The organism is Klebsiella sp. WP3-W18-ESBL-02 (assembly GCF_014168815.1).
In the GTDB taxonomy this organism is placed as follows: Bacteria; Pseudomonadota; Gammaproteobacteria; order Enterobacterales; family Enterobacteriaceae; genus Kluyvera; species Kluyvera ascorbata_B.
This window is the reverse complement of sequence record NZ_AP021972.1, coordinates 5092465-5112531: the sequence shown is the minus strand read 5'-3', so window position 1 is coordinate 5112531 and position 20067 is coordinate 5092465. Positions and strand designations below refer to the sequence as shown.

Here is a 20067-nt window from a genome sequence, read left to right as displayed (position 1 = left end):
CTACAGGACATCTTAAATATGAACATGAAAAAACTGGCTACCCTGGTTTCCGCGGTTGCGCTGAGCGCCACCGTCAGTGCGAACGCGATGGCGAAAGATACTATCGCGCTGGTTATCTCTACCCTGAATAACCCGTTCTTCGTCTCCCTGAAGGATGGCGCGCAGAAAGAAGCCGACAAACTGGGTTACAACCTGGTGGTTCTGGACTCGCAGAACAACCCGGCGAAAGAGCTGGCTAACGTTCAGGATTTAACGGTTCGCGGTACCAAAATTCTGCTGATCAACCCGACTGATTCCGATGCCGTGGGTAACGCCATCAAGATGGCTAACCAGGCTAAAATCCCGGTCATCACCCTGGACCGCGTAGCGTCTAAAGGTGAAGTCGTGAGCCATATCGCTTCTGATAACGTTCTGGGCGGTAAAATTGCTGGGGATTACATCGCGAAGAAAGCCGGTGAAGGCGCCAAAGTTATCGAACTGCAGGGCATTGCCGGGACCTCAGCAGCGCGTGAACGCGGCGAAGGCTTCCAGCAGGCCGTTGCTGCTCACAAATTTAATGTACTGGCCAGCCAGCCGGCTGACTTTGACCGTACTAAAGGTCTGAACGTGATGCAGAACCTGCTGACTGCTCACCCGGATGTGAAAGCCGTGTTCGCACAGAACGATGAAATGGCGCTGGGTGCACTGCGTGCGCTGCAAACAGCCGGTAAGTCCGATGTGATGGTGGTGGGCTTTGACGGTACTCCGGACGGTGAAAAGGCCGTTAACGACGGTAAACTGGCGGCAACTATCGCTCAGTTACCGGACCAGATCGGTGCTAAAGGCGTTGAAACCGCTGACAAAGTGCTGAAAGGCGAAAAGGTACAGGCAAAATATCCTGTTGACCTGAAGCTGGTAATTAAGCAGTAATAAACGCGAATGCGATTCAGGCTCCAGAAGCCTGAGGGACAACATCAATAAAGAAAAGCAGGGCACGCGCCACCGGGATGCCGGTGGCGCATCTTACCGGACACTCTGAAAATGAAAACCGCAGGCAAACTCGTCGTCCTTGGCAGCATCAATGCCGATCACATTCTCAATCTTGAATCTTTCCCCCTGCCTGGCGAAACCGTCACCGGTAGCCATTATCAGGTTGCTTTTGGCGGCAAAGGCGCAAATCAGGCGGTTGCAGCCGGGCGCAGCGGTGCTGATATCGCGTTTATCGCCTGTACCGGCGATGACGATATTGGCGAACGTATCCGTAAGCAGCTCGTCACCGATCGCATTGATGTTGCACCGGTGAGCGCCATTAGCGGCGAATCTACCGGGGTCGCGCTGATCTTCGTTAACGGCGAAGGCGAGAACGTCATTGGTATTCACGCCGGTGCCAACGCGGCGCTGTCTACTGCGTTGGTGGAAGCACAGCGTGAACGTATTGCCAATGCGAATGCGCTGCTGATGCAGCTCGAATCCCCGCTGGACAGCGTACTGCTGGCCGCGCAGATAGCCCACCAGAACCAGACTACCGTGGTATTAAACCCGGCCCCGGCACGTGCGTTGCCGGATGCGCTGCTGTCGCTGGTGGATATTATTACGCCGAACGAAACCGAGGCTGAGAAGCTGACGGGCGTGCGGGTTGAAAACGATGACGATGCCGCGAAGGCTGCACAGGTGCTGCACAACAAGGGCATCGATACGGTGATTATTACCCTTGGCAGCCGTGGCGTTTGGGCCAGCGTTAAGGGTGAAGGCCGTCGCGTGCCGGGCTTTAAGGTCCAGGCCATTGATACCATTGCTGCGGGTGATACCTTCAACGGTGCTCTGATGACCGCGCTGCTGGAAAACACGCCGCTGGCCGAGGCGTTGCGCTTTGCACATGCGGCAGCGGCCATTGCCGTAACGCGTAAAGGCGCGCAGCCTTCTGTGCCCTGGCGTGAAGAGATCGACGAATTTTTACGTCAGCAGGGGTAACGCTTGGCCACGATGAAGGATGTTGCTCGCCTGGCGGGCGTTTCCACCTCCACGGTATCTCACGTTATTAATAAAGATCGGTTTGTCAGCGATGCCATTACTGAGAAAGTTGATGCGGCGATTAAAGAACTGAACTACGCGCCGTCGGCGCTGGCGCGCAGCCTCAAGCTAAATCAGACCCATACCATTGGCATGCTAATCACTGCCAGTACCAACCCGTTCTATTCTGAACTGGTACGCGGCGTGGAGCGCAGCTGCTTTGAGCGCGGCTATAGCCTGGTACTGTGCAATACCGAAGGTGATGAACAGCGAATGAATCGCAACCTGGAGACGCTGATGCAAAAGCGCGTCGACGGGCTGCTATTGCTGTGTACCGAAACGCACCAGCCGTCGCTGGAGATTATGCAGCGCTACCCTTCGATTCCTTCTGTCATGATGGACTGGGCGCCGTTCGACGGCGACAGCGATCTGATTCAGGATAATTCGCTGTTGGGCGGCGACATGGCCACCCGCTACCTTATCGCGCGCGGGCATACGCGAATTGCCTGTATTGCCGGTCCGTTGGATAAAACGCCGGCGCGGCTGCGTCTGGAAGGGTATCGGGAAGCGATGCATAACGCGCAGTTGCCGATCCCGGACGGCTATGAAATTACCAGCAACTTCGAGTTTGGCGGCGGCTTTGACGCGATGCAGAAACTGCTGGCGCATCCTGAACGTCCGGATGCGGTCTTCGTCGGCAACGATGCGATGGCGGTGGGTGCTTATCAGGCGCTGTATCAGGCCGGACTGCGCATTCCTCAGGATATGGCGGTAATCGGTTATGACGATATCGAACTGGCGCGCTATATGACGCCGCCGCTGACCACTATTCATCAACCCAAAGATGAACTGGGCGAGCTGGCGATAGATGTACTCATTCACCGTATCACGCAGCCCGGGCAAAAACAGCAGCGTATGCAGCTGACGCCCGAGCTGGTGGTGCGAGGCTCGGTCTGAGACTAATGCTTTTCTTTTATCAGGTTGCGGCCATCCTTCGGCCGCAGCAGCATAAACATCAGCGCTGAAACTGCCGTAATCACGCCCATGGTGATAAAGGTGTAGTGGAACTGATCGATCGTCGAATCCACCATGCTCTGGTAGGAGCGAAGCACCGCGGCGCTGATGGCGACGCCTAAGCTGATTGATAGCTGCTGTGTCACCGCCAGCAGGCTGTTGCCGCCGCTGGCGTTGTCATCCGTGAGGTCGGCAAGCGTGATGGTGTTCATTGAGGTGAACTGCGTCGACATGGCCATCCCCAGCACGAACAGCGGCAGGATCAGTAGCCATACCGGCATGGATGGCGACTGCAGCGAGAACTGCGCAATCATCAGGCCGATGAATAATGTCACCCCTACCAGCGTTTTCCGATAGCCTAAACGGCGTAGCACCTGAGTGACCGTCGATTTTGCAATAATTGAGCCGATGGCCGTTGGCGCCATCATGCAGCCGGCAATCAGCGCTGGGTAGCCAAACCCGACTTGCAGCATCAGCGGCATCAGGAACGGTACGCAGCCGGTCCCCAGGCGGGTGGCCAGGTTACCGGCGATGCCGACAGAAAAGGTGCGCGTTTTAAACAGGCCCAGCGAGATGAGCGGCGTCGGGTGACGACGCGCGTGGCGGATATAGGCCAGCAGCAGAATCAAGCTGAACAACACGACCATCAACGCAACCCACCCCGACACAATCTGCTCGCCTAGCAGTTCCATGCCGATAGAGAACAGTACCAGGCTCAGCCCAAACAGCAGGAATCCGGCCAGATCGAAACGCCGCCGTGGCGTGGTGAAGTTCGGCATATATTTACGGGCGTACAGCATGCCGACGACGCCGATCGGAATGTTAATCAGGAATATCCAGTGCCAACTAGCCCAGGTGACGAACACGCCGCCAAGCACTGGGCCGAGAATTGGCCCAATTAACCCAGGCATCGTGACAAAGTTGAGCACCGGCAGCAGTTCGCTACGCGGGTAGGCGCGCAGGAGAGCCAGACGGGCAACGGGCATCATCATCGCGCCACCGATGCCCTGGATTACGCGGAAAACAACCAGCTCACCGAGCGAGGAGGAAAGCGCGCAGGCGAGTGAACCGAGCGTGAACAGGCTAACCGCAAGCATAAAGATACGTCGGGTACCAAAACGATCGGCCAGCCAGCCGCTCACCGGGATAAGCATGGCCACGGTAAGGGTATAGCTGATGATTGCCGACTGCATCGCCAGCGGTGAACGGTTGAGGCTATGCGCAATGGCGGGAAGCGCCGTATTCAGAATGGTGGCGTCCAGCGCCTGCATAAAGAAGGCCATCGCGGCTATCCACGGTAGCCCGGCCATACTCCGCGCTTTCTTTTCAGTCATGCATTGTCCTTTATACTGCGGCCAGGATGTGTGGCGCGTTTAATAACGCCTGGCAGGCCTGAAATGCGCCTGGACCATCGCCTTCCTGGATGGCATCCACGATGGCCTGGTGGCTGGCCAGTTCAATCACTTCATCTTCAGTAATTGACGTGAAATAGATGTGGTACACGGAATGGAAGAGCCTGGCGAAGGACGTCAGGAATGGATTCGCGCTCATTTCATAGATATGTTCGTGCCAGGTGGTGTCGATATCGATCCATCGCTCACGGTCGAAGGATTTTTCCAGCGTTGCCATTTCCGCCATTAAGGTGTTCAGCTGCGCTTTCTGTTCGGCGGTGCCGAGCGTGGCGGCCAGCATACACGCCTGTGGTTCCAGGCTGCGGCGCAGCACCAGGAAGTGCTTCATGACGGCCTGGAAGTTATCGGTGGTTAGCCACCAGGAGATTAGCTCGGTATCAAGGAAGTTCCAGTGCGCCTGAGGCATTACGCGTGTGCCGATGCGCGGGCGCGGAAGCAGCATACCTTTTGCCGAGAGCGTTTTTACCGCCTCACGGACGGCGGTGCGGCTTACGCCGAATATCTCACCCAGCTCCATTTCACCGGGGAGGATGCTTTCCGGTGGATATTCACCGGTTAATATCTTCTGGGCTATTTTTTCCGCCAGGACCCAGGAGATGTTTTTTTGGGCTGCAAGTTGCTGTGCGCTAAGAGACATAAAGGCCATTCCTATTATTTATCTTTCTTTAGTATGCCATTTGACGTACTGGATCGGTGTTAAAAACAGCAGTCTGGGCTTTTTACGCTGTATTGATACACAATTTGGTGAAAAAAAAAGCGAGCGATAAATTATTTTGAATTTACGCTTGTCAGCCAGAATAAACTCCCTATAATGCGCCTCCACTGACACGGAACAACGGATTACAAGCCGCCGGGTCAGCGAGGTTCTCCTGAGAATCTCGGCAGAGAAAAGCGAAATTAAACGCTTGACTCTGAAAGAGGAAAGCGTAGTATACGCCACCTCAGCGACAGGCGCTAAAGCGCGTCGCAACTGCTCTTTAACAATTTATCAGACAATCTGTGTGGGCACTCGAAGATACGGATTCTTAACGTCGCAAGACGAAAAATGAATACCAAGTCTCTGAGTGAACACGTAATTCATTACGAAGTTTAATTCACGAGCATCAAACTTAAATTGAAGAGTTTGATCATGGCTCAGATTGAACGCTGGCGGCAGGCCTAACACATGCAAGTCGAACGGTAGCACAGAGAGCTTGCTCTTGGGTGACGAGTGGCGGACGGGTGAGTAATGTCTGGGAAACTGCCCGATGGAGGGGGATAACTACTGGAAACGGTAGCTAATACCGCATAACGTCGCAAGACCAAAGTGGGGGACCTTCGGGCCTCACACCATCGGATGTGCCCAGATGGGATTAGCTAGTAGGTGGGGTAACGGCTCACCTAGGCGACGATCCCTAGCTGGTCTGAGAGGATGACCAGCCACACTGGAACTGAGACACGGTCCAGACTCCTACGGGAGGCAGCAGTGGGGAATATTGCACAATGGGCGCAAGCCTGATGCAGCCATGCCGCGTGTATGAAGAAGGCCTTCGGGTTGTAAAGTACTTTCAGCGAGGAGGAAGGCATTAAGGTTAATAACCTTAGTGATTGACGTTACTCGCAGAAGAAGCACCGGCTAACTCCGTGCCAGCAGCCGCGGTAATACGGAGGGTGCAAGCGTTAATCGGAATTACTGGGCGTAAAGCGCACGCAGGCGGTTTGTTAAGTCAGATGTGAAATCCCCGGGCTCAACCTGGGAACTGCATTTGAAACTGGCAAGCTTGAGTCTCGTAGAGGGGGGTAGAATTCCAGGTGTAGCGGTGAAATGCGTAGAGATCTGGAGGAATACCGGTGGCGAAGGCGGCCCCCTGGACGAAGACTGACGCTCAGGTGCGAAAGCGTGGGGAGCAAACAGGATTAGATACCCTGGTAGTCCACGCCGTAAACGATGTCTATTTGGAGGTTGTTCCCTTGAGGAGTGGCTTCCGGAGCTAACGCGTTAAATAGACCGCCTGGGGAGTACGGCCGCAAGGTTAAAACTCAAATGAATTGACGGGGGCCCGCACAAGCGGTGGAGCATGTGGTTTAATTCGATGCAACGCGAAGAACCTTACCTACTCTTGACATCCAGAGAACTTAGCAGAGATGCTTTGGTGCCTTCGGGAACTCTGAGACAGGTGCTGCATGGCTGTCGTCAGCTCGTGTTGTGAAATGTTGGGTTAAGTCCCGCAACGAGCGCAACCCTTATCCTTTGTTGCCAGCGGTTCGGCCGGGAACTCAAAGGAGACTGCCAGTGATAAACTGGAGGAAGGTGGGGATGACGTCAAGTCATCATGGCCCTTACGAGTAGGGCTACACACGTGCTACAATGGCATATACAAAGAGAAGCGACCTCGCGAGAGCAAGCGGACCTCATAAAGTATGTCGTAGTCCGGATTGGAGTCTGCAACTCGACTCCATGAAGTCGGAATCGCTAGTAATCGTAGATCAGAATGCTACGGTGAATACGTTCCCGGGCCTTGTACACACCGCCCGTCACACCATGGGAGTGGGTTGCAAAAGAAGTAGGTAGCTTAACCTTCGGGAGGGCGCTTACCACTTTGTGATTCATGACTGGGGTGAAGTCGTAACAAGGTAACCGTAGGGGAACCTGCGGTTGGATCACCTCCTTACCTTAAAGAAGCGTTCTTTGAAGTGCTCACACAAATTGTCTGGTAAATGATGAACTTCTGAATGTACTTTCGAGTGCATTAAGAAGTTTTGCTCTTTAAAAATCTGGATCAAGCTGAAAATTGAAACGACACACTGTGTCTGTTCTCCGTAATAAGAGCAGATAAGCGGTGTGTTCGAGTCTCTCAAATTTTCGCAACACGATGGTGTTTTACGAAACATCTTCGGGTTGTGAGGTTAAGCGACTAAGCGTACACGGTGGATGCCCTGGCAGTCAGAGGCGATGAAGGACGTGCTAATCTGCGATAAGCGTCGGTAAGGTGATATGAACCGTTATAACCGGCGATTTCCGAATGGGGAAACCCAGTGTGATTCGTCACACTATCATTACGTGAATACATAGCGTAATGAAGCGAACCGGGGGAACTGAAACATCTAAGTACCCCGAGGAAAAGAAATCAACCGAGATTCCCCCAGTAGCGGCGAGCGAACGGGGAGCAGCCCAGAGTCTGAATCAGCTTGTGTGTTAGTGGAACGGTCTGGAAAGTCCGACGGTACAGGGTGATAGTCCCGTACACCAAAATGCACAGGTTGTGAACTCGAAGAGTAGGGCGGGACACGTGGTATCCTGTCTGAATATGGGGGGACCATCCTCCAAGGCTAAATACTCCTGACTGACCGATAGTGAACCAGTACCGTGAGGGAAAGGCGAAAAGAACCCCGGCGAGGGGAGTGAAAAAGAACCTGAAACCGTGTACGTACAAGCAGTGGGAGCCTCTTTATGGGGTGACTGCGTACCTTTTGTATAATGGGTCAGCGACTTATATTCTGTAGCAAGGTTAACCGAATAGGGGAGCCGAAGGGAAACCGAGTCTTAACTGGGCGTTAAGTTGCAGGGTATAGACCCGAAACCCGGTGATCTAGCCATGGGCAGGTTGAAGGTTGGGTAACACTAACTGGAGGACCGAACCGACTAATGTTGAAAAATTAGCGGATGACTTGTGGCTGGGGGTGAAAGGCCAATCAAACCGGGAGATAGCTGGTTCTCCCCGAAAGCTATTTAGGTAGCGCCTCGTGAATTCATCTTCGGGGTAGAGCACTGTTTCGGCTAGGGGGTCATCCCGACTTACCAACCCGATGCAAACTGCGAATACCGAAGAATGTTATCACGGGAGACACACGGCGGGTGCTAACGTCCGTCGTGAAGAGGGAAACAACCCAGACCGCCAGCTAAGGTCCCAAAGTCACAGTTAAGTGGGAAACGATGTGGGAAGGCTCAGACAGCCAGGATGTTGGCTTAGAAGCAGCCATCATTTAAAGAAAGCGTAATAGCTCACTGGTCGAGTCGGCCTGCGCGGAAGATGTAACGGGGCTAAACTGTGCACCGAAGCTGCGGCAGCGACACTATGTGTTGTTGGGTAGGGGAGCGTTCTGTAAGCCTGCGAAGGTGGCCTGTGAGGGTTGCTGGAGGTATCAGAAGTGCGAATGCTGACATAAGTAACGATAATGCGGGTGAAAAACCCGCACGCCGGAAGACCAAGGGTTCCTGTCCAACGTTAATCGGGGCAGGGTGAGTCGACCCCTAAGGCGAGGCCGAAAGGCGTAGTCGATGGGAAACAGGTTAATATTCCTGTACTTGGTGTTACTGCGAAGGGGGGACGGAGAAGGCTATGTTAGCCGGGCGACGGTTGTCCCGGTTTAAGCATGTAGGCGGGAAGTTTAGGTAAATCCGGACTTCTTTTAACGCTGAGGTGTGATGACGAGGCACTACGGTGCTGAAGTAACAAATGCCCTGCTTCCAGGAAAAGCCTCTAAGCATCAGGTAACATCAAATCGTACCCCAAACCGACACAGGTGGTCAGGTAGAGAATACCAAGGCGCTTGAGAGAACTCGGGTGAAGGAACTAGGCAAAATGGTGCCGTAACTTCGGGAGAAGGCACGCTGATATGTAGGTGAAGTGGTTTACCCATGGAGCTGAAATCAGTCGAAGATACCAGCTGGCTGCAACTGTTTATTAAAAACACAGCACTGTGCAAACACGAAAGTGGACGTATACGGTGTGACGCCTGCCCGGTGCCGGAAGGTTAATTGATGGGGTTAGCGGCAACGCGAAGCTCTTGATCGAAGCCCCGGTAAACGGCGGCCGTAACTATAACGGTCCTAAGGTAGCGAAATTCCTTGTCGGGTAAGTTCCGACCTGCACGAATGGCGTAATGATGGCCAGGCTGTCTCCACCCGAGACTCAGTGAAATTGAACTCGCTGTGAAGATGCAGTGTACCCGCGGCAAGACGGAAAGACCCCGTGAACCTTTACTATAGCTTGACACTGAACACTGGTCCTTGATGTGTAGGATAGGTGGGAGGCTTTGAAGCGCGGACGCCAGTTCGTGTGGAGCCAACCTTGAAATACCACCCTTTAATGGCTGGTGTTCTAACGTAGACCCGTGATCCGGGTTGCGGACAGTGTCTGGTGGGTAGTTTGACTGGGGCGGTCTCCTCCTAAAGAGTAACGGAGGAGCACGAAGGTTAGCTAATCCTGGTCGGACATCAGGAGGTTAGTGCAAAGGCATAAGCTAGCTTGACTGCGAGAGTGACGGCTCGAGCAGGTGCGAAAGCAGGTCTTAGTGATCCGGTGGTTCTGAATGGAAGGGCCATCGCTCAACGGATAAAAGGTACTCCGGGGATAACAGGCTGATACCGCCCAAGAGTTCATATCGACGGCGGTGTTTGGCACCTCGATGTCGGCTCATCACATCCTGGGGCTGAAGTAGGTCCCAAGGGTATGGCTGTTCGCCATTTAAAGTGGTACGCGAGCTGGGTTTAGAACGTCGTGAGACAGTTCGGTCCCTATCTGCCGTGGGCGCTGGAGAATTGAGGGGGGCTGCTCCTAGTACGAGAGGACCGGAGTGGACGCATCACTGGTGTTCGGGTTGTCATGCCAATGGCATTGCCCGGTAGCTAAATGCGGAAGAGATAAGTGCTGAAAGCATCTAAGCACGAAACTTGCCCCGAGATGAGTTCTCCCTGACTCCCTGAGAGTCCTGAAGGAACGTTGAAGACGACGACGTTGATAGGTCGGGTGTGTAAGTGTAGCGATACATTGAGCTAACCGATACTAATGAACCGTGAGGCTTAACCTTACAACGCCGAAGCTGTTTTGGCGAAATTGAGACGATTTTCAGCATTGATTACAGATTACATTAACCGGCGAAAAGCGGGTTAATAACAGAATTTGCCTGGCGGCCGTAGCGCGGTGGTCCCACCTGACCCCATGCCGAACTCAGAAGTGAAACGCCGTAGCGCCGATGGTAGTGTGGGGCCTCCCCATGCGAGAGTAGGGAACTGCCAGGCATCAATTAAGTGAAGAAGCCCATCCTGACGGATGGGCTTTTTTGCGTCTGTATTTCCGGATAATCATGCTGCAGGCGCTGATAAGCGCAGCGCCCTCAGGCACACCTGGCGCACATCGCCGGATGGCGGCGTGAACGCCTTATCCGGCCTACGATTTTGCTTCCAGCCACGCCACAATAAACGCGACTATTTCCGGCACATTATTCAAATTCAGTACCGGCACACCAACGTTCAGCGGAATATCGCTGGCCACTGCAATCGTATGTTCATCGATCGTCAACTCGCTTACTGCATGTCCAGCATCCTGGCGAAACAGTAAAATCTTAGCGACGGCTTCGTGCTTAAACCCCTCCACCAGCACCAGATCCAGCGTTGATGCGTCCATCCTGCTGACCAGAAAAGCCAGGTCCAGCTCCGTTTCTTCAGGAGTTTCGGTCATTAGCGCCCAGCGTTGCCTGCTCGCAACCAACGTCTGTGCAGCACCTGCCTTACGGAGCTCATAACTATCCTTACCGGGTTTATCAACATCCATATTGTGATGGGTATGCTTAATAAGACCTGGACGAATACCGCGTAGACAAAGCTCCGGTATGAGCTTTTTCAACAGCGTTGTTTTTCCCGTACCGCTCCATGCGGCAATTGCTAACAATGGGATCATGTTCTTTCCTGATGGGTCTGCAGATCTTCCAGCGTATTAATATTGCGGAATGCGGCTTTCATGTCGCTAAAATCGACGGAATGCCCGCCAACCTGGCGCATAAACACCATTACGCGACGTTCTCCGCGGGCAAGATAATCCTCAATCAACGGGGCCAGGCTGCGATGAGCCAGCGCCACGGCAGGGTGATCGCGATCGCCATCATGAACCCAAACTACGGGGGCATGGTGACGCTGTGTGACCAGCCGTTCGACGAGCCGAGCAGGAATAAAGGGCGTATCACAGGGGCAAAATAAAAACCATTCAGCGGAAGTTTGCTGCATAGCCGATAACAGCCCAGCCAGTGGACCCGGGAAGTCTGATAGCGTATCAGTTATGACGGTCAAACCGCTCTGATGATAGATATCCAGATTACGATTCGCACTGATGATCATGTTGTTCACCTGTGGGCGCAGACAATCAGCCACATGTTGCCACAGTGGCTTCCCGTTAAGCAGCATTAAGCCTTTATCCTGCCCGCCCATTCTGGAGGCCTTACCCCCTGCCAGCACCACGCCGGTTATCTGGCTCTCTGCATTCACCAATATCGCCTCTTTTATTGTGGGGATTACCCTGCTAACGTGTCTCTATCAAGCGTAAGGAGCACGACCATGAAATGTAAACGTCTGAATGAAGTTATTGAACTCCTCCAGCCGGCCTGGCAGAAAGAGCCAGAGCTGAATTTACTGCAATTTTTGCAGAAACTGGCGAAGGAGTCAGGCTATGACGGCGAATTGGCCGATTTAACGGATGATATTCTGATCTACCATCTGAAAATGCGTGATTCCGCGAAAGATGCGGTCATTCCGGGTATTCAGAAAGATTACGAAGAAGACTTTAAAACGGCGCTGCTGCGCGCGCGCGGCGTGATTAAAGAGTAAAAGGTTGTAAGCAGAGCCGCTGAAATCCGCATGAAATGATATCCTGAACCATTCGTATCGTTATCGGATGCCAGGATGAACGACAAGGCTTTCACTTTCCAGACCCTCCACCCGGATACCATTATCGATGCTCTTTTTGAACAGGGCATCCGGGTGGACTCTGGTCTCACCCCACTTAACAGCTACGAGAATCGGGTTTATCAGTTCCAGGACGAAGACCGCCGCCGGATGGTGGTCAAGTTTTATCGCCCGGAACGCTGGTCGGCCGCGCAGATTCTTGAAGAGCACCAGTTTGCGCTGGAGCTGGCTCAAGATGAGGTGCCCGTTGCAGCCCCGCTCATCTTTAATGACCAAACCTTACTGACCCACGAAGGCTTCTACTTTGCCGTTTTCCCAAGCCTGGGAGGGCGTCAGTTTGAGTCAGATAATCTGGATCAAATGGAATGGGTGGGGCGTTACCTCGGGCGTCTGCATCAAACCGGGCGCAAATCCCGCTTTACCGCTCGTCCGTCGATTGGCGTGAAAGAGTACCTGATTGAGCCGCGCGCGGTGTTTGAGCAGTCGGCGTTGATCCCTGCTGGTTTAAAAGACCGTTTCCTGAAGGCTACCGACGATCTTATTGATGCCGTTATGGGCCTCTGGCACGGCCGGTTCGATGCGCTGCGCCTGCACGGTGATTGCCATGCCGGAAATATCCTCTGGCGCGATGGCCCGCTGTTTGTCGATCTCGACGATGCGCGCAACGGCCCGGCGGTACAGGATTTATGGATGCTGCTTAACGGCTCCCTTGCCGAGAGACGTATGCAGCTAGAGACAATTGTTGAGGCTTATGAAGAGTTCAGCCGCTTTAATTCAGACGAATTGCCGCTGATCGAGCCTTTACGTGCAATGCGGTTGGTTTATTATCTTGCCTGGATAATCAGGCGGTGGGATGACCCTGCATTTCCGAAAAATTTTCCCTGGTTAACCGGGGAAGATTTCTGGCATCGGCAGATCGCTACTTTTGTGGAGCAGGTGAAAGTCCTCCAGGAACCGCCGCTTCAGTTAACGCCAATGTATTAATTCAACACAGTCAGGAGAGAGTGAGTTATGAAAAAGGTTTGGCTTGCGCTGGCAGGTATGATTCTGGCATTCAGCGCATCCGCTGCACAGATTACCGACGGCAAACAGTATATTACGATCGATAAGCCGGTTGCAGGCGAGCCGCAGGTGCTGGAGTTCTTCTCCTTCTACTGCCCGCATTGCTATCAGTTTGAAGAGGTTCTGCACGTTTCTGACAACGTGAAGAAAAAGCTGCCTGAAGGCACCAAAATGACCAAATACCACGTTGAGTTCCTGGGCCCGCTGGGCAAAGACCTGACGCAGGCGTGGGCAGTGGCGATGGCACTGGGCGTTGAAGATCAGATCACCGCGCCAATGTTTGAAGCCGTGCAGAAAAACCAGACCGTGCAGACCGTGGCGGATATCCGCAAAGTGTTCACCGATGCGGGCGTGAAGGGCGAGGATTATGACGCCGCCTGGAACAGCTTCGTGGTGAAATCGCTGGTCGCACAGCAGGAAAAAGCCGCGTCCGACCTGCAGCTGCAGGGCGTGCCGGCGATGTTTGTTAACGGTAAATATCAGCTGAACCCGCAGGGTATGGACACCAGCAATATGGATGTCTTTGTGGCGCAGTACGCGGATACCGTGAAACAGCTGGTTGAGAAGAAGTAAAAATAAAAACGCCGGTCAGTGACCGGCGTTTTTATATTCTGCTTTGATTGTTTTTATCTGCTGGTCTTTCTCTTCCCATATGCCGTTCAGCCAAAGCTGGAAGCGACGTTTAAAGTTCTTATCCCCAACGTAGTCACCGTGCAGTTCTGAATCGATAGGGCGCAGATTAACGCGCACCACGATACGCGTCAGCCTGCCGCTCAACATATCGTAAAACGGCGTCTTGTCGTTTTCCGGATAGCACAGCGTGACATCCAGCATCTTATCAAACTGCGACCCCAACACGTTCAAGGCCATCGCAATCCCTGCGGCCTTCGGCGGCAGCAAATGCTGATACGGTGAGCGCGTCTGACGGCGTTTCTCCGGTGTGAAGCGTGAACCTTCAACAAAGTTAACGATAGTCGTCGGGTGCGCGCGGAATTTCTCACATGAACGACGGGTTGTTTCCACGTCTTTACCGCGACGCTCGGGGTGGCGAATCAGGTAGCTGCGCGAGTAGCGGCGCATAAACGGCATATCCAGCGCCCAACATGCCAGGCCCATAAACGGCACCCAGGCCAGCTGCTGTTTGAGAAAGTATTTGTTCATTGGGATGTGCTTACGGAAGAGCACGCACAGGACAACGATATCGGCCCAGCTATGATGATTGCAGATCAGCAGATACCAGTTTTTCTTGCTGAGCGATTCAAGCCCCTGAATATCCCACTTTAGCCAGGGGTTGAGATGCAGAAGCGCGGCTAACCCTTCACACCAGCAGTACATCATGAAATTGCAGAACACCGAGACCGAGCGCCAGATAACCGGGATGGGTAAAATGAGTTTTATGAGCCCGGCGATAATAATCGGCACGGAGCATAAAATCGTCACTAAAATGGTGAGTGCGATACTGATGGGTAGCGTTATCGCCGCGAGCAATCTCGACATAGTGTTTCTATTCAGATAGTTAGTTGTTTAACGTGCACGCATAAAAGGGCACAAGGGGCTGATTTTATCAGAAAACGCACCAAATGACGGGTCTTACTGAAACAGAAAAATCACCGGCATCTCTATCCACACAGTGTGAATTATCACCAGATCGCACTCTTAGCCTGCGATCTTTTCATAATGCATTGAAAATTAATAATTAATTTTTATTTAACCGACGGTTATATATCATTTGTTATCAGTAAAATAAAACTATTCACAAAGTTATCCACAATTTTATTTGCGTGCGATCGTGAAGATCTCTAAATCTTTTCGCGTTATTTTGGCGAAAAATTCATGTTTTCATGCCGTCTGTGGCATCCTTTACCCATAATCTGATAAACAGGCACGGAAATTATGGTTCAGATCCCAGAAAACCCCCTTATCCTCGTTGATGGATCCTCTTATCTCTACCGGGCATACCACGCGTTCCCACCGCTGACTAACCGGGCGGGCGAGCCGACAGGCGCTATGTACGGGGTGCTGAACATGCTGCGCAGCTTGATCCTGCAATACCAGCCGACGCATGCCGCGGTGGTGTTTGATGCGAAGGGGAAAACCTTCCGTGATGAACTGTTTGAGGACTACAAATCCCACCGGCCGCCGATGCCGGACGATCTGCGCGCGCAGATTGAACCGCTGCATACCATGGTGAAAGCGATGGGTCTGCCGCTGCTGGCCGTTTCCGGCGTGGAAGCGGACGACGTCATCGGTACGCTGGCGCGCGAAGCTGAAAAAGCAGGCCGTCCGGTGCTTATCAGCACCGGTGATAAAGATATGGCGCAGCTCGTCACGCCGGGTATTACGCTTATCAACACCATGACCAACACGATCCTTGGCCCAGACGAAGTGGTTACCAAATACGGTGTGCCGCCGGAGCTGATTATCGACTTCCTCGCGCTGATGGGCGACTCCTCGGATAACATCCCTGGCGTACCTGGCGTGGGTGAGAAAACCGCGCAGGCGCTGCTACAAGGGCTTGGTGGCCTGGACACGTTGTACGGTGAACCGGAAAAAATTGCCGGGCTTACTTTCCGCGGCGCAAAAACGATGGCGGCGAAGCTCGAGCAAAATAAAGATCTGGCTTATCTCTCTTACAAACTGGCGACCATTAAAACTGACGTTGAGCTGGAGCTTGGCTGTGAACAGCTGACCGTTGCGCAGCCGGCGGCGGATGAGCTGCTGGCGCTGTTTAAGAAATACGAGTTTAAACGCTGGATCACCGACGTTGAGTCCGGCACCTGGATGCAGGCTAAAGGCGCTAAACCGGCATCGAAACCCGCAGGTAAAGCGGTCGTTGCGGACGTTGAGGTTGAGGTTGAAGAAACGGCGGCAACGCTCTCGGCGGAGAACTACGTCACTATCCTCGATGAAGCGATGCTGGTGAGCTGGATTGAAAAGCTGAAGAAAGCGCCGCTGTTTGCTTTTGATACGGAAACCGACAGCCTCGACAATATTTCCGCCAATATGGTGGGCCTGTCGTTCGCCATCGAGCCAGGGGTAGCGGCTTATGTACCTGTGGCCCATGACTATCTGGATGCGCCAGAGCAAATCTCGCGGGAGCGAGTACTTGAGCTGCTCAAGCCGCTGCTGGAAGATGACTCGCTGCTGAAGGTGGGGCAAAACCTGAAGTACGACCGCGGTATTCTGGCCAATTACGGCATTGAACTGCGCGGTATTGCTTATGACACGATGCTGGAATCTTACACGCTGGATAGCGTCGCCGGGCGTCACGATATGGACAGCCTCTCCGACCGCTGGCTGAAGCACAAGACGATCACCTTTGAAGAGATTGCCGGCAAAGGTAAGAACCAGCTCACCTTCAACCAGATTGCGCTGGAAGAAGCCGGGCGCTATGCGGCGGAAGATGCTGACGTAACGCTACAGCTACACCTGAAGATGTGGCCGAAGCTGCAAAAGAACGAAGGCCCTCTGCGTATCTTTAACGAAATTGAAATGCCGCTGGTGCCGGTTCTCTCCCGCATCGAGCGTAACGGCGTGAAGATCGATCCCGCCGTGCTGCACGCGCATTCGCAGGAGATTGCCAAACGTCTGGTTGAGCTGGAGCAGAAAGCCTACGAGATTGCTGGCGAAGAGTTTAATCTCTCCTCACCGAAACAGCTGCAAACTATTCTGTTTGAAAAACAAGGCATTAAGCCACTGAAAAAAACGCCGGGCGGCGCGCCGTCCACGTCGGAAGAGGTGCTGGAAGAGCTGGCGCTGGACTACCCGCTGCCGAAGGTGATCCTTGAATACCGCGGGCTAGCGAAGCTGAAATCAACCTATACCGATAAGCTGCCGCTGATGATCAACCCGAAAACCGGCCGCGTGCACACCTCTTATCACCAGGCGGTTACCGCTACCGGGCGCTTGTCATCAACCGATCCGAACCTGCAAAACATTCCGGTACGTAACGACGAAGGGCGCCGTATTCGCCAGGCGTTTATTGCGCCGGAAGATTACGTCATTGTCTCCGCCGACTACTCGCAGATTGAGCTGCGTATTATGGCGCACCTGTCGCGCGACGCAGGCCTGCTGAAGGCCTTTGCCGAAGGGAAAGACATTCACCGCGCCACCGCAGCAGAAGTCTTCGGCCTGCCGCTGGAGAGCGTGACCGGCGAACAGCGCCGTAGCGCCAAGGCGATCAACTTTGGTCTGATCTATGGTATGAGTGCCTTTGGCCTTGCTCGCCAGCTGAACATTCCGCGTAAAGAAGCGCAGAAGTATATGGATCTCTACTTCGAACGTTATCCTGGCGTGCTGGACTATATGGAGCGTACGCGTGCGCAGGCGAAAGAGCAGGGCTATGTCGCTACGCTTGATGGCCGTCGTCTTTACTTGCCGGATATTCAAGCCAGCAATGCCGCACGTCGTGCTGGTGCAGAGCGCGCGGCGATAAATGCCCCAATGCAGGGGACCGCTGCGGATATCATTAAGCGGGCGATGATTGCCGTTGACGGCTGGCTGGAAGCTGAGAAACCGCGCGTGCGAATGATTATGCAGGTGCACGATGAACTGGTCTTTGAAGTGCATAAAGACGATGTTGAGGCGGTGTCGAAGAAGGTGCATGAGCTCATGGAAAACAGCACCACGCTGGACGTACCGTTACTGGTGGAAGTGGGCAGCGGTGAAAACTGGGATCAAGCTCATTAAGTGTTCAATGAATAACGGCGCTTTATGTAAGTAAGCAACATAACTTATCTAATTTTGTGATGAACATTAGAATTTGTTATGTAACAACTGAAAAAAAACTACAAAAAGTGCTTTCTGTCGGCCGTAAAAAAGAGTAGAGTTAATCGCGTAGGGTACAGAGGTAAGATGTTCTATCTTTCAGACCTTTTACTTCACGTAATCGGATTTGGCTGAATATTTTAGCCGCCCCAGTCAGTAATGACTGGGGCGTTTTTTATTGGGCGAAAGAAATGTTTTGCCACAGTTGGCCTGGCGTGAAAAAGACGGGTAGGGACGAAAGAGAATGTGCCCGGAACAGGGCGCCAGGCGCCGCAATCCGGGACATAGAGCGGGTTACTCTGCGGCTGCTTCCGTTTCTTCCTGCGGAGGAATGTCGTTAAACCAGCTGTCCAGTTTCTGACGCAGTTTATCCACGCCCTGCTTTTTCAGTGAAGAAAATGCTTCGACCTGCACATCGCCGTTAAAGGCAATTGCCGCCTCGCGCACCAGATTCAGCTGCGCTTTACGCGCGCCGCTGGCCAGCTTGTCTGCCTTGGTTAACAGCACCAGAACCGGGATTTCGCTGGCGACGGCCCACTCGATCATCTGCTGGTCGAGGTCCTTCAGCGGATGGCGGATATCCATCAGCACCACTAATCCTTTCAGGCACAGACGTTTTTCCAGGTATTCACCCAGCGCACGCTGCCACTTGATTTTCATCTCTTCCGGTACCTGGGCGTAGCCATAACCCGGCAGGTCGACAAGGCGTTTGCCGTCGGCGACTTCAAACAGGTTAATCAGCTGCGTACGACCCGGCGTCTTTGAGGTGCGGGCCAGGCTTTTCTGGTTGGTCAGCGTATTCAGGGCGCTGGATTTCCCCGCGTTGGAGCGTCCGGCGAAGGCCACTTCGATTCCGGTATCGGAAGGCAAGTGGCGGATATCTGGCGCGCTGGTGACAAAGTGCGTCAGTTGATAGTTCCAGTTAGTCAAAACGGTCGTCTCCGTTAAATCAGGCAATGGGGGCGATTATACCCGATCGGCAAAAAAAGGCTGGATTTCCTCCACTCCCCTCAACTGTAAGCCAATGCCCTTACGTTTGTAAGACATTTGCTCTATTCGCTATGGGACATTGAGGAGAAAATATTGCTTATATTATGTTCAAATTATTTAAAATCATAATATTACATGCGAGCAATAATCTCATTTGTCAGACTTTCACTCATTTGTTGCTTGTTAGTTTAACTCAACGCGGTAAAGTAGCACCCATCGGCAAGGGTGCCAGAAGGATTTAGACTCAGGATGAGGGGTCAGGAACGCCAGGAGGCGAAGACCTACGGAATCTGTCAGGATGACCAACGTCTGGAGACGTTACGCAAGGAAAGGGAACAATAACAGGGACTGTTATAGAGCTAACGGATAAACAGGGTGCGTTGAAAGCAAACACGGAATGTAGAACCCGTAATGGGTTGTGAGTCAGGAAAAAAGGCGACAGATTACTCTGTCGCCTTTTTTCTTTGTTTGCTTTCTGCTAGATTCCGCCTCAATTCTATACTGAATAAAACGGCTTAAAAGATCAGACATCATGAAAAAACCAACCTCTGCGCCGCGCAGTAAAGCGCCAGGCAAACAGCGTCGCAAAACGCGTGAAGAGCTGAACCAGGAAGCTCGCGACCGTAAACGTGACAAAAAGCACCGTGGCCATGCGCCGGGCAGCCGCGCCAGCGGCAGTGACGGTGCATCGGGCTCCAATAAACAGAAGCAGCAAAAAGATCCTCGTATTGGTAGTAAAAAACCGATCGCACTGGGCGTCACCGACGCGCCGGTCGTTAAGCAGCACAAACCGAAGAGCGAGAAACCTATGCTTTCACCGCAGGCTGAGCTGGATATGCTGGAGACCGATGAGCGCCTGGACGCGCTGCTGGAACGTCTGGAAGAAGGCGAAACCCTGACTGCTGAAGAGCAAACCTGGGTTGACGCGAAGCTGGACCGCATTGATGAACTGATGCAGCAACTCGGCCTCTCTTATGATGATGACGAAGAAGAAGAAGAGGAAGAGGAAGAGAAAGAAGACATGATGCGTCTGCTGCGAGGCGGAAAGTAACGTTTGCACCCGATTGGCCTGCCCGTCCTGCTTATAACCCTTTTGGTTATATGTTATCTGGGGTGGTTATTCGTTAAACTACGACGGTTGTCGCGGCGTCAAAACTGGCTGCGCAACCGGCTAAC

The 20067-nt window shown here is 53.2% G+C and carries 14 protein-coding genes and 3 rRNA genes; 11 read left to right on the top strand and 6 right to left on the bottom strand.

From position 1 onward, the window contains the following. The first annotated feature begins 18 nt into the window (after positions 1-18). From rbsB to rbsR, 3 genes are all read left to right on the top strand, one after another. A complete protein-coding gene (gene rbsB, locus H7R56_RS24535; RefSeq protein WP_106930081.1) occupies positions 19-909 on the top strand; it encodes a ribose ABC transporter substrate-binding protein RbsB in 891 nt (296 codons plus the stop codon). 111 nt (positions 910-1020) lie between these two features. Next, positions 1021-1950, top strand: a complete 930-nt coding sequence (gene rbsK / locus H7R56_RS24530; RefSeq protein ID WP_106930079.1) for a ribokinase — start codon at positions 1021-1023, stop codon at positions 1948-1950. 3 nt (positions 1951-1953) lie between these two features. Beyond that, the gene (gene rbsR / locus H7R56_RS24525) at positions 1954-2946 is read left to right on the top strand and encodes a ribose operon transcriptional repressor RbsR (RefSeq protein WP_106930077.1); all 993 of its coding nucleotides are present in this window, start codon (positions 1954-1956) and stop codon (positions 2944-2946) included. A 2-nt stretch (positions 2947-2948) separates the two neighbouring features. On the opposite strand, the gene mdtD is transcribed toward rbsR, so the two are convergent. Together mdtD and H7R56_RS24515 are read right to left on the bottom strand one after the other, a co-directional pair. Beyond that, positions 2949-4337 carry a multidrug transporter subunit MdtD gene (gene mdtD / locus H7R56_RS24520; RefSeq protein WP_106930075.1) on the bottom strand — a complete coding sequence of 463 codons (1389 nt, stop codon included), beginning with the start codon at positions 4335-4337 and terminating at the stop codon, positions 2949-2951. A 10-nt stretch (positions 4338-4347) separates the two neighbouring features. Then, positions 4348-5052, bottom strand: coding sequence for a FadR/GntR family transcriptional regulator (locus H7R56_RS24515; RefSeq protein WP_106930073.1), 705 nt, complete (start codon positions 5050-5052; stop codon positions 4348-4350). Between the two features lie 474 nt (positions 5053-5526). Here H7R56_RS24515 and H7R56_RS24510 point away from each other — a divergent pair. The 3 genes from H7R56_RS24510 (at position 5527) to rrf (ending at position 10416) form a co-directional block, all read left to right on the top strand. Beyond that, positions 5527-7066: ribosomal RNA gene (locus H7R56_RS24510) — 16S ribosomal RNA — on the top strand. Between the two features lie 233 nt (positions 7067-7299). Beyond that, a 23S ribosomal RNA gene (locus tag H7R56_RS24505) occupies positions 7300-10205 on the top strand. Between the two features lie 95 nt (positions 10206-10300). After that, positions 10301-10416: ribosomal RNA gene (gene rrf / locus H7R56_RS24500) — 5S ribosomal RNA — on the top strand. The 16S, 23S and 5S rRNA genes sit together here, the layout of an rRNA operon. A 148-nt stretch (positions 10417-10564) precedes the next feature. Here the strand turns inward: rrf and mobB are convergent. Both mobB and mobA read right to left on the bottom strand, forming a co-directional pair. Further along, complete coding sequence (gene mobB, locus H7R56_RS24495; protein ID WP_106929242.1) at positions 10565-11074, bottom strand: molybdopterin-guanine dinucleotide biosynthesis protein MobB; 510 nt, start codon at positions 11072-11074, stop codon at positions 10565-10567. Continuing rightward, a complete protein-coding gene (gene mobA, locus H7R56_RS24490; RefSeq protein WP_374956753.1) occupies positions 11071-11598 on the bottom strand; it encodes a molybdenum cofactor guanylyltransferase MobA in 528 nt (175 codons plus the stop codon). Before mobA ends, mobB begins: the two co-directional genes overlap by 4 nt. Before the next feature lie 126 nt (positions 11599-11724). Here mobA and H7R56_RS24485 point away from each other — a divergent pair, with 126 nt between their 5' ends. From H7R56_RS24485 to dsbA, 3 genes are all read left to right on the top strand, one after another. Then, complete coding sequence (locus tag H7R56_RS24485; RefSeq protein WP_035892297.1) at positions 11725-11994, top strand: YihD family protein; 270 nt, start codon at positions 11725-11727, stop codon at positions 11992-11994. Between the two features lie 75 nt (positions 11995-12069). Next, the gene (locus H7R56_RS24480; RefSeq protein WP_106929246.1) at positions 12070-13056 is read left to right on the top strand and encodes a serine/threonine protein kinase; all 987 of its coding nucleotides are present in this window, start codon (positions 12070-12072) and stop codon (positions 13054-13056) included. Between the two features lie 27 nt (positions 13057-13083). Then, complete coding sequence (dsbA, locus tag H7R56_RS24475; RefSeq protein WP_106929248.1) at positions 13084-13707, top strand: thiol:disulfide interchange protein DsbA; 624 nt, start codon at positions 13084-13086, stop codon at positions 13705-13707. Positions 13708-13722: 15 nt separating this feature from the next. On the opposite strand, the gene H7R56_RS24470 is transcribed toward dsbA, so the two are convergent. Continuing rightward, a complete protein-coding gene (locus tag H7R56_RS24470; RefSeq protein WP_106929250.1) occupies positions 13723-14631 on the bottom strand; it encodes an acyltransferase in 909 nt (302 codons plus the stop codon). 396 nt (positions 14632-15027) lie between these two features. Here H7R56_RS24470 and polA point away from each other — a divergent pair, with 396 nt between their 5' ends. Next, positions 15028-17823, top strand: a complete 2796-nt coding sequence (polA, locus tag H7R56_RS24465) for a DNA polymerase I (protein ID WP_106929252.1) — start codon at positions 15028-15030, stop codon at positions 17821-17823. 372 nt (positions 17824-18195) lie between these two features. Here the strand turns inward: polA and yihA are convergent, their stop codons facing one another. Continuing rightward, positions 18196-18831: a ribosome biogenesis GTP-binding protein YihA/YsxC gene (gene yihA / locus H7R56_RS24460; protein WP_106929254.1), complete on the bottom strand. Its 636-nt coding sequence runs from the start codon at positions 18829-18831 to the stop codon at positions 18196-18198. Between the two features lie 592 nt (positions 18832-19423). On the opposite strand from yihA, the gene yihI reads away from it, so the two are divergent. Then, complete coding sequence (gene yihI, locus H7R56_RS24455) at positions 19424-19942, top strand: Der GTPase-activating protein YihI (RefSeq protein ID WP_106929256.1); 519 nt, start codon at positions 19424-19426, stop codon at positions 19940-19942. Positions 19943-20067: the final 125 nt, after the last annotated feature.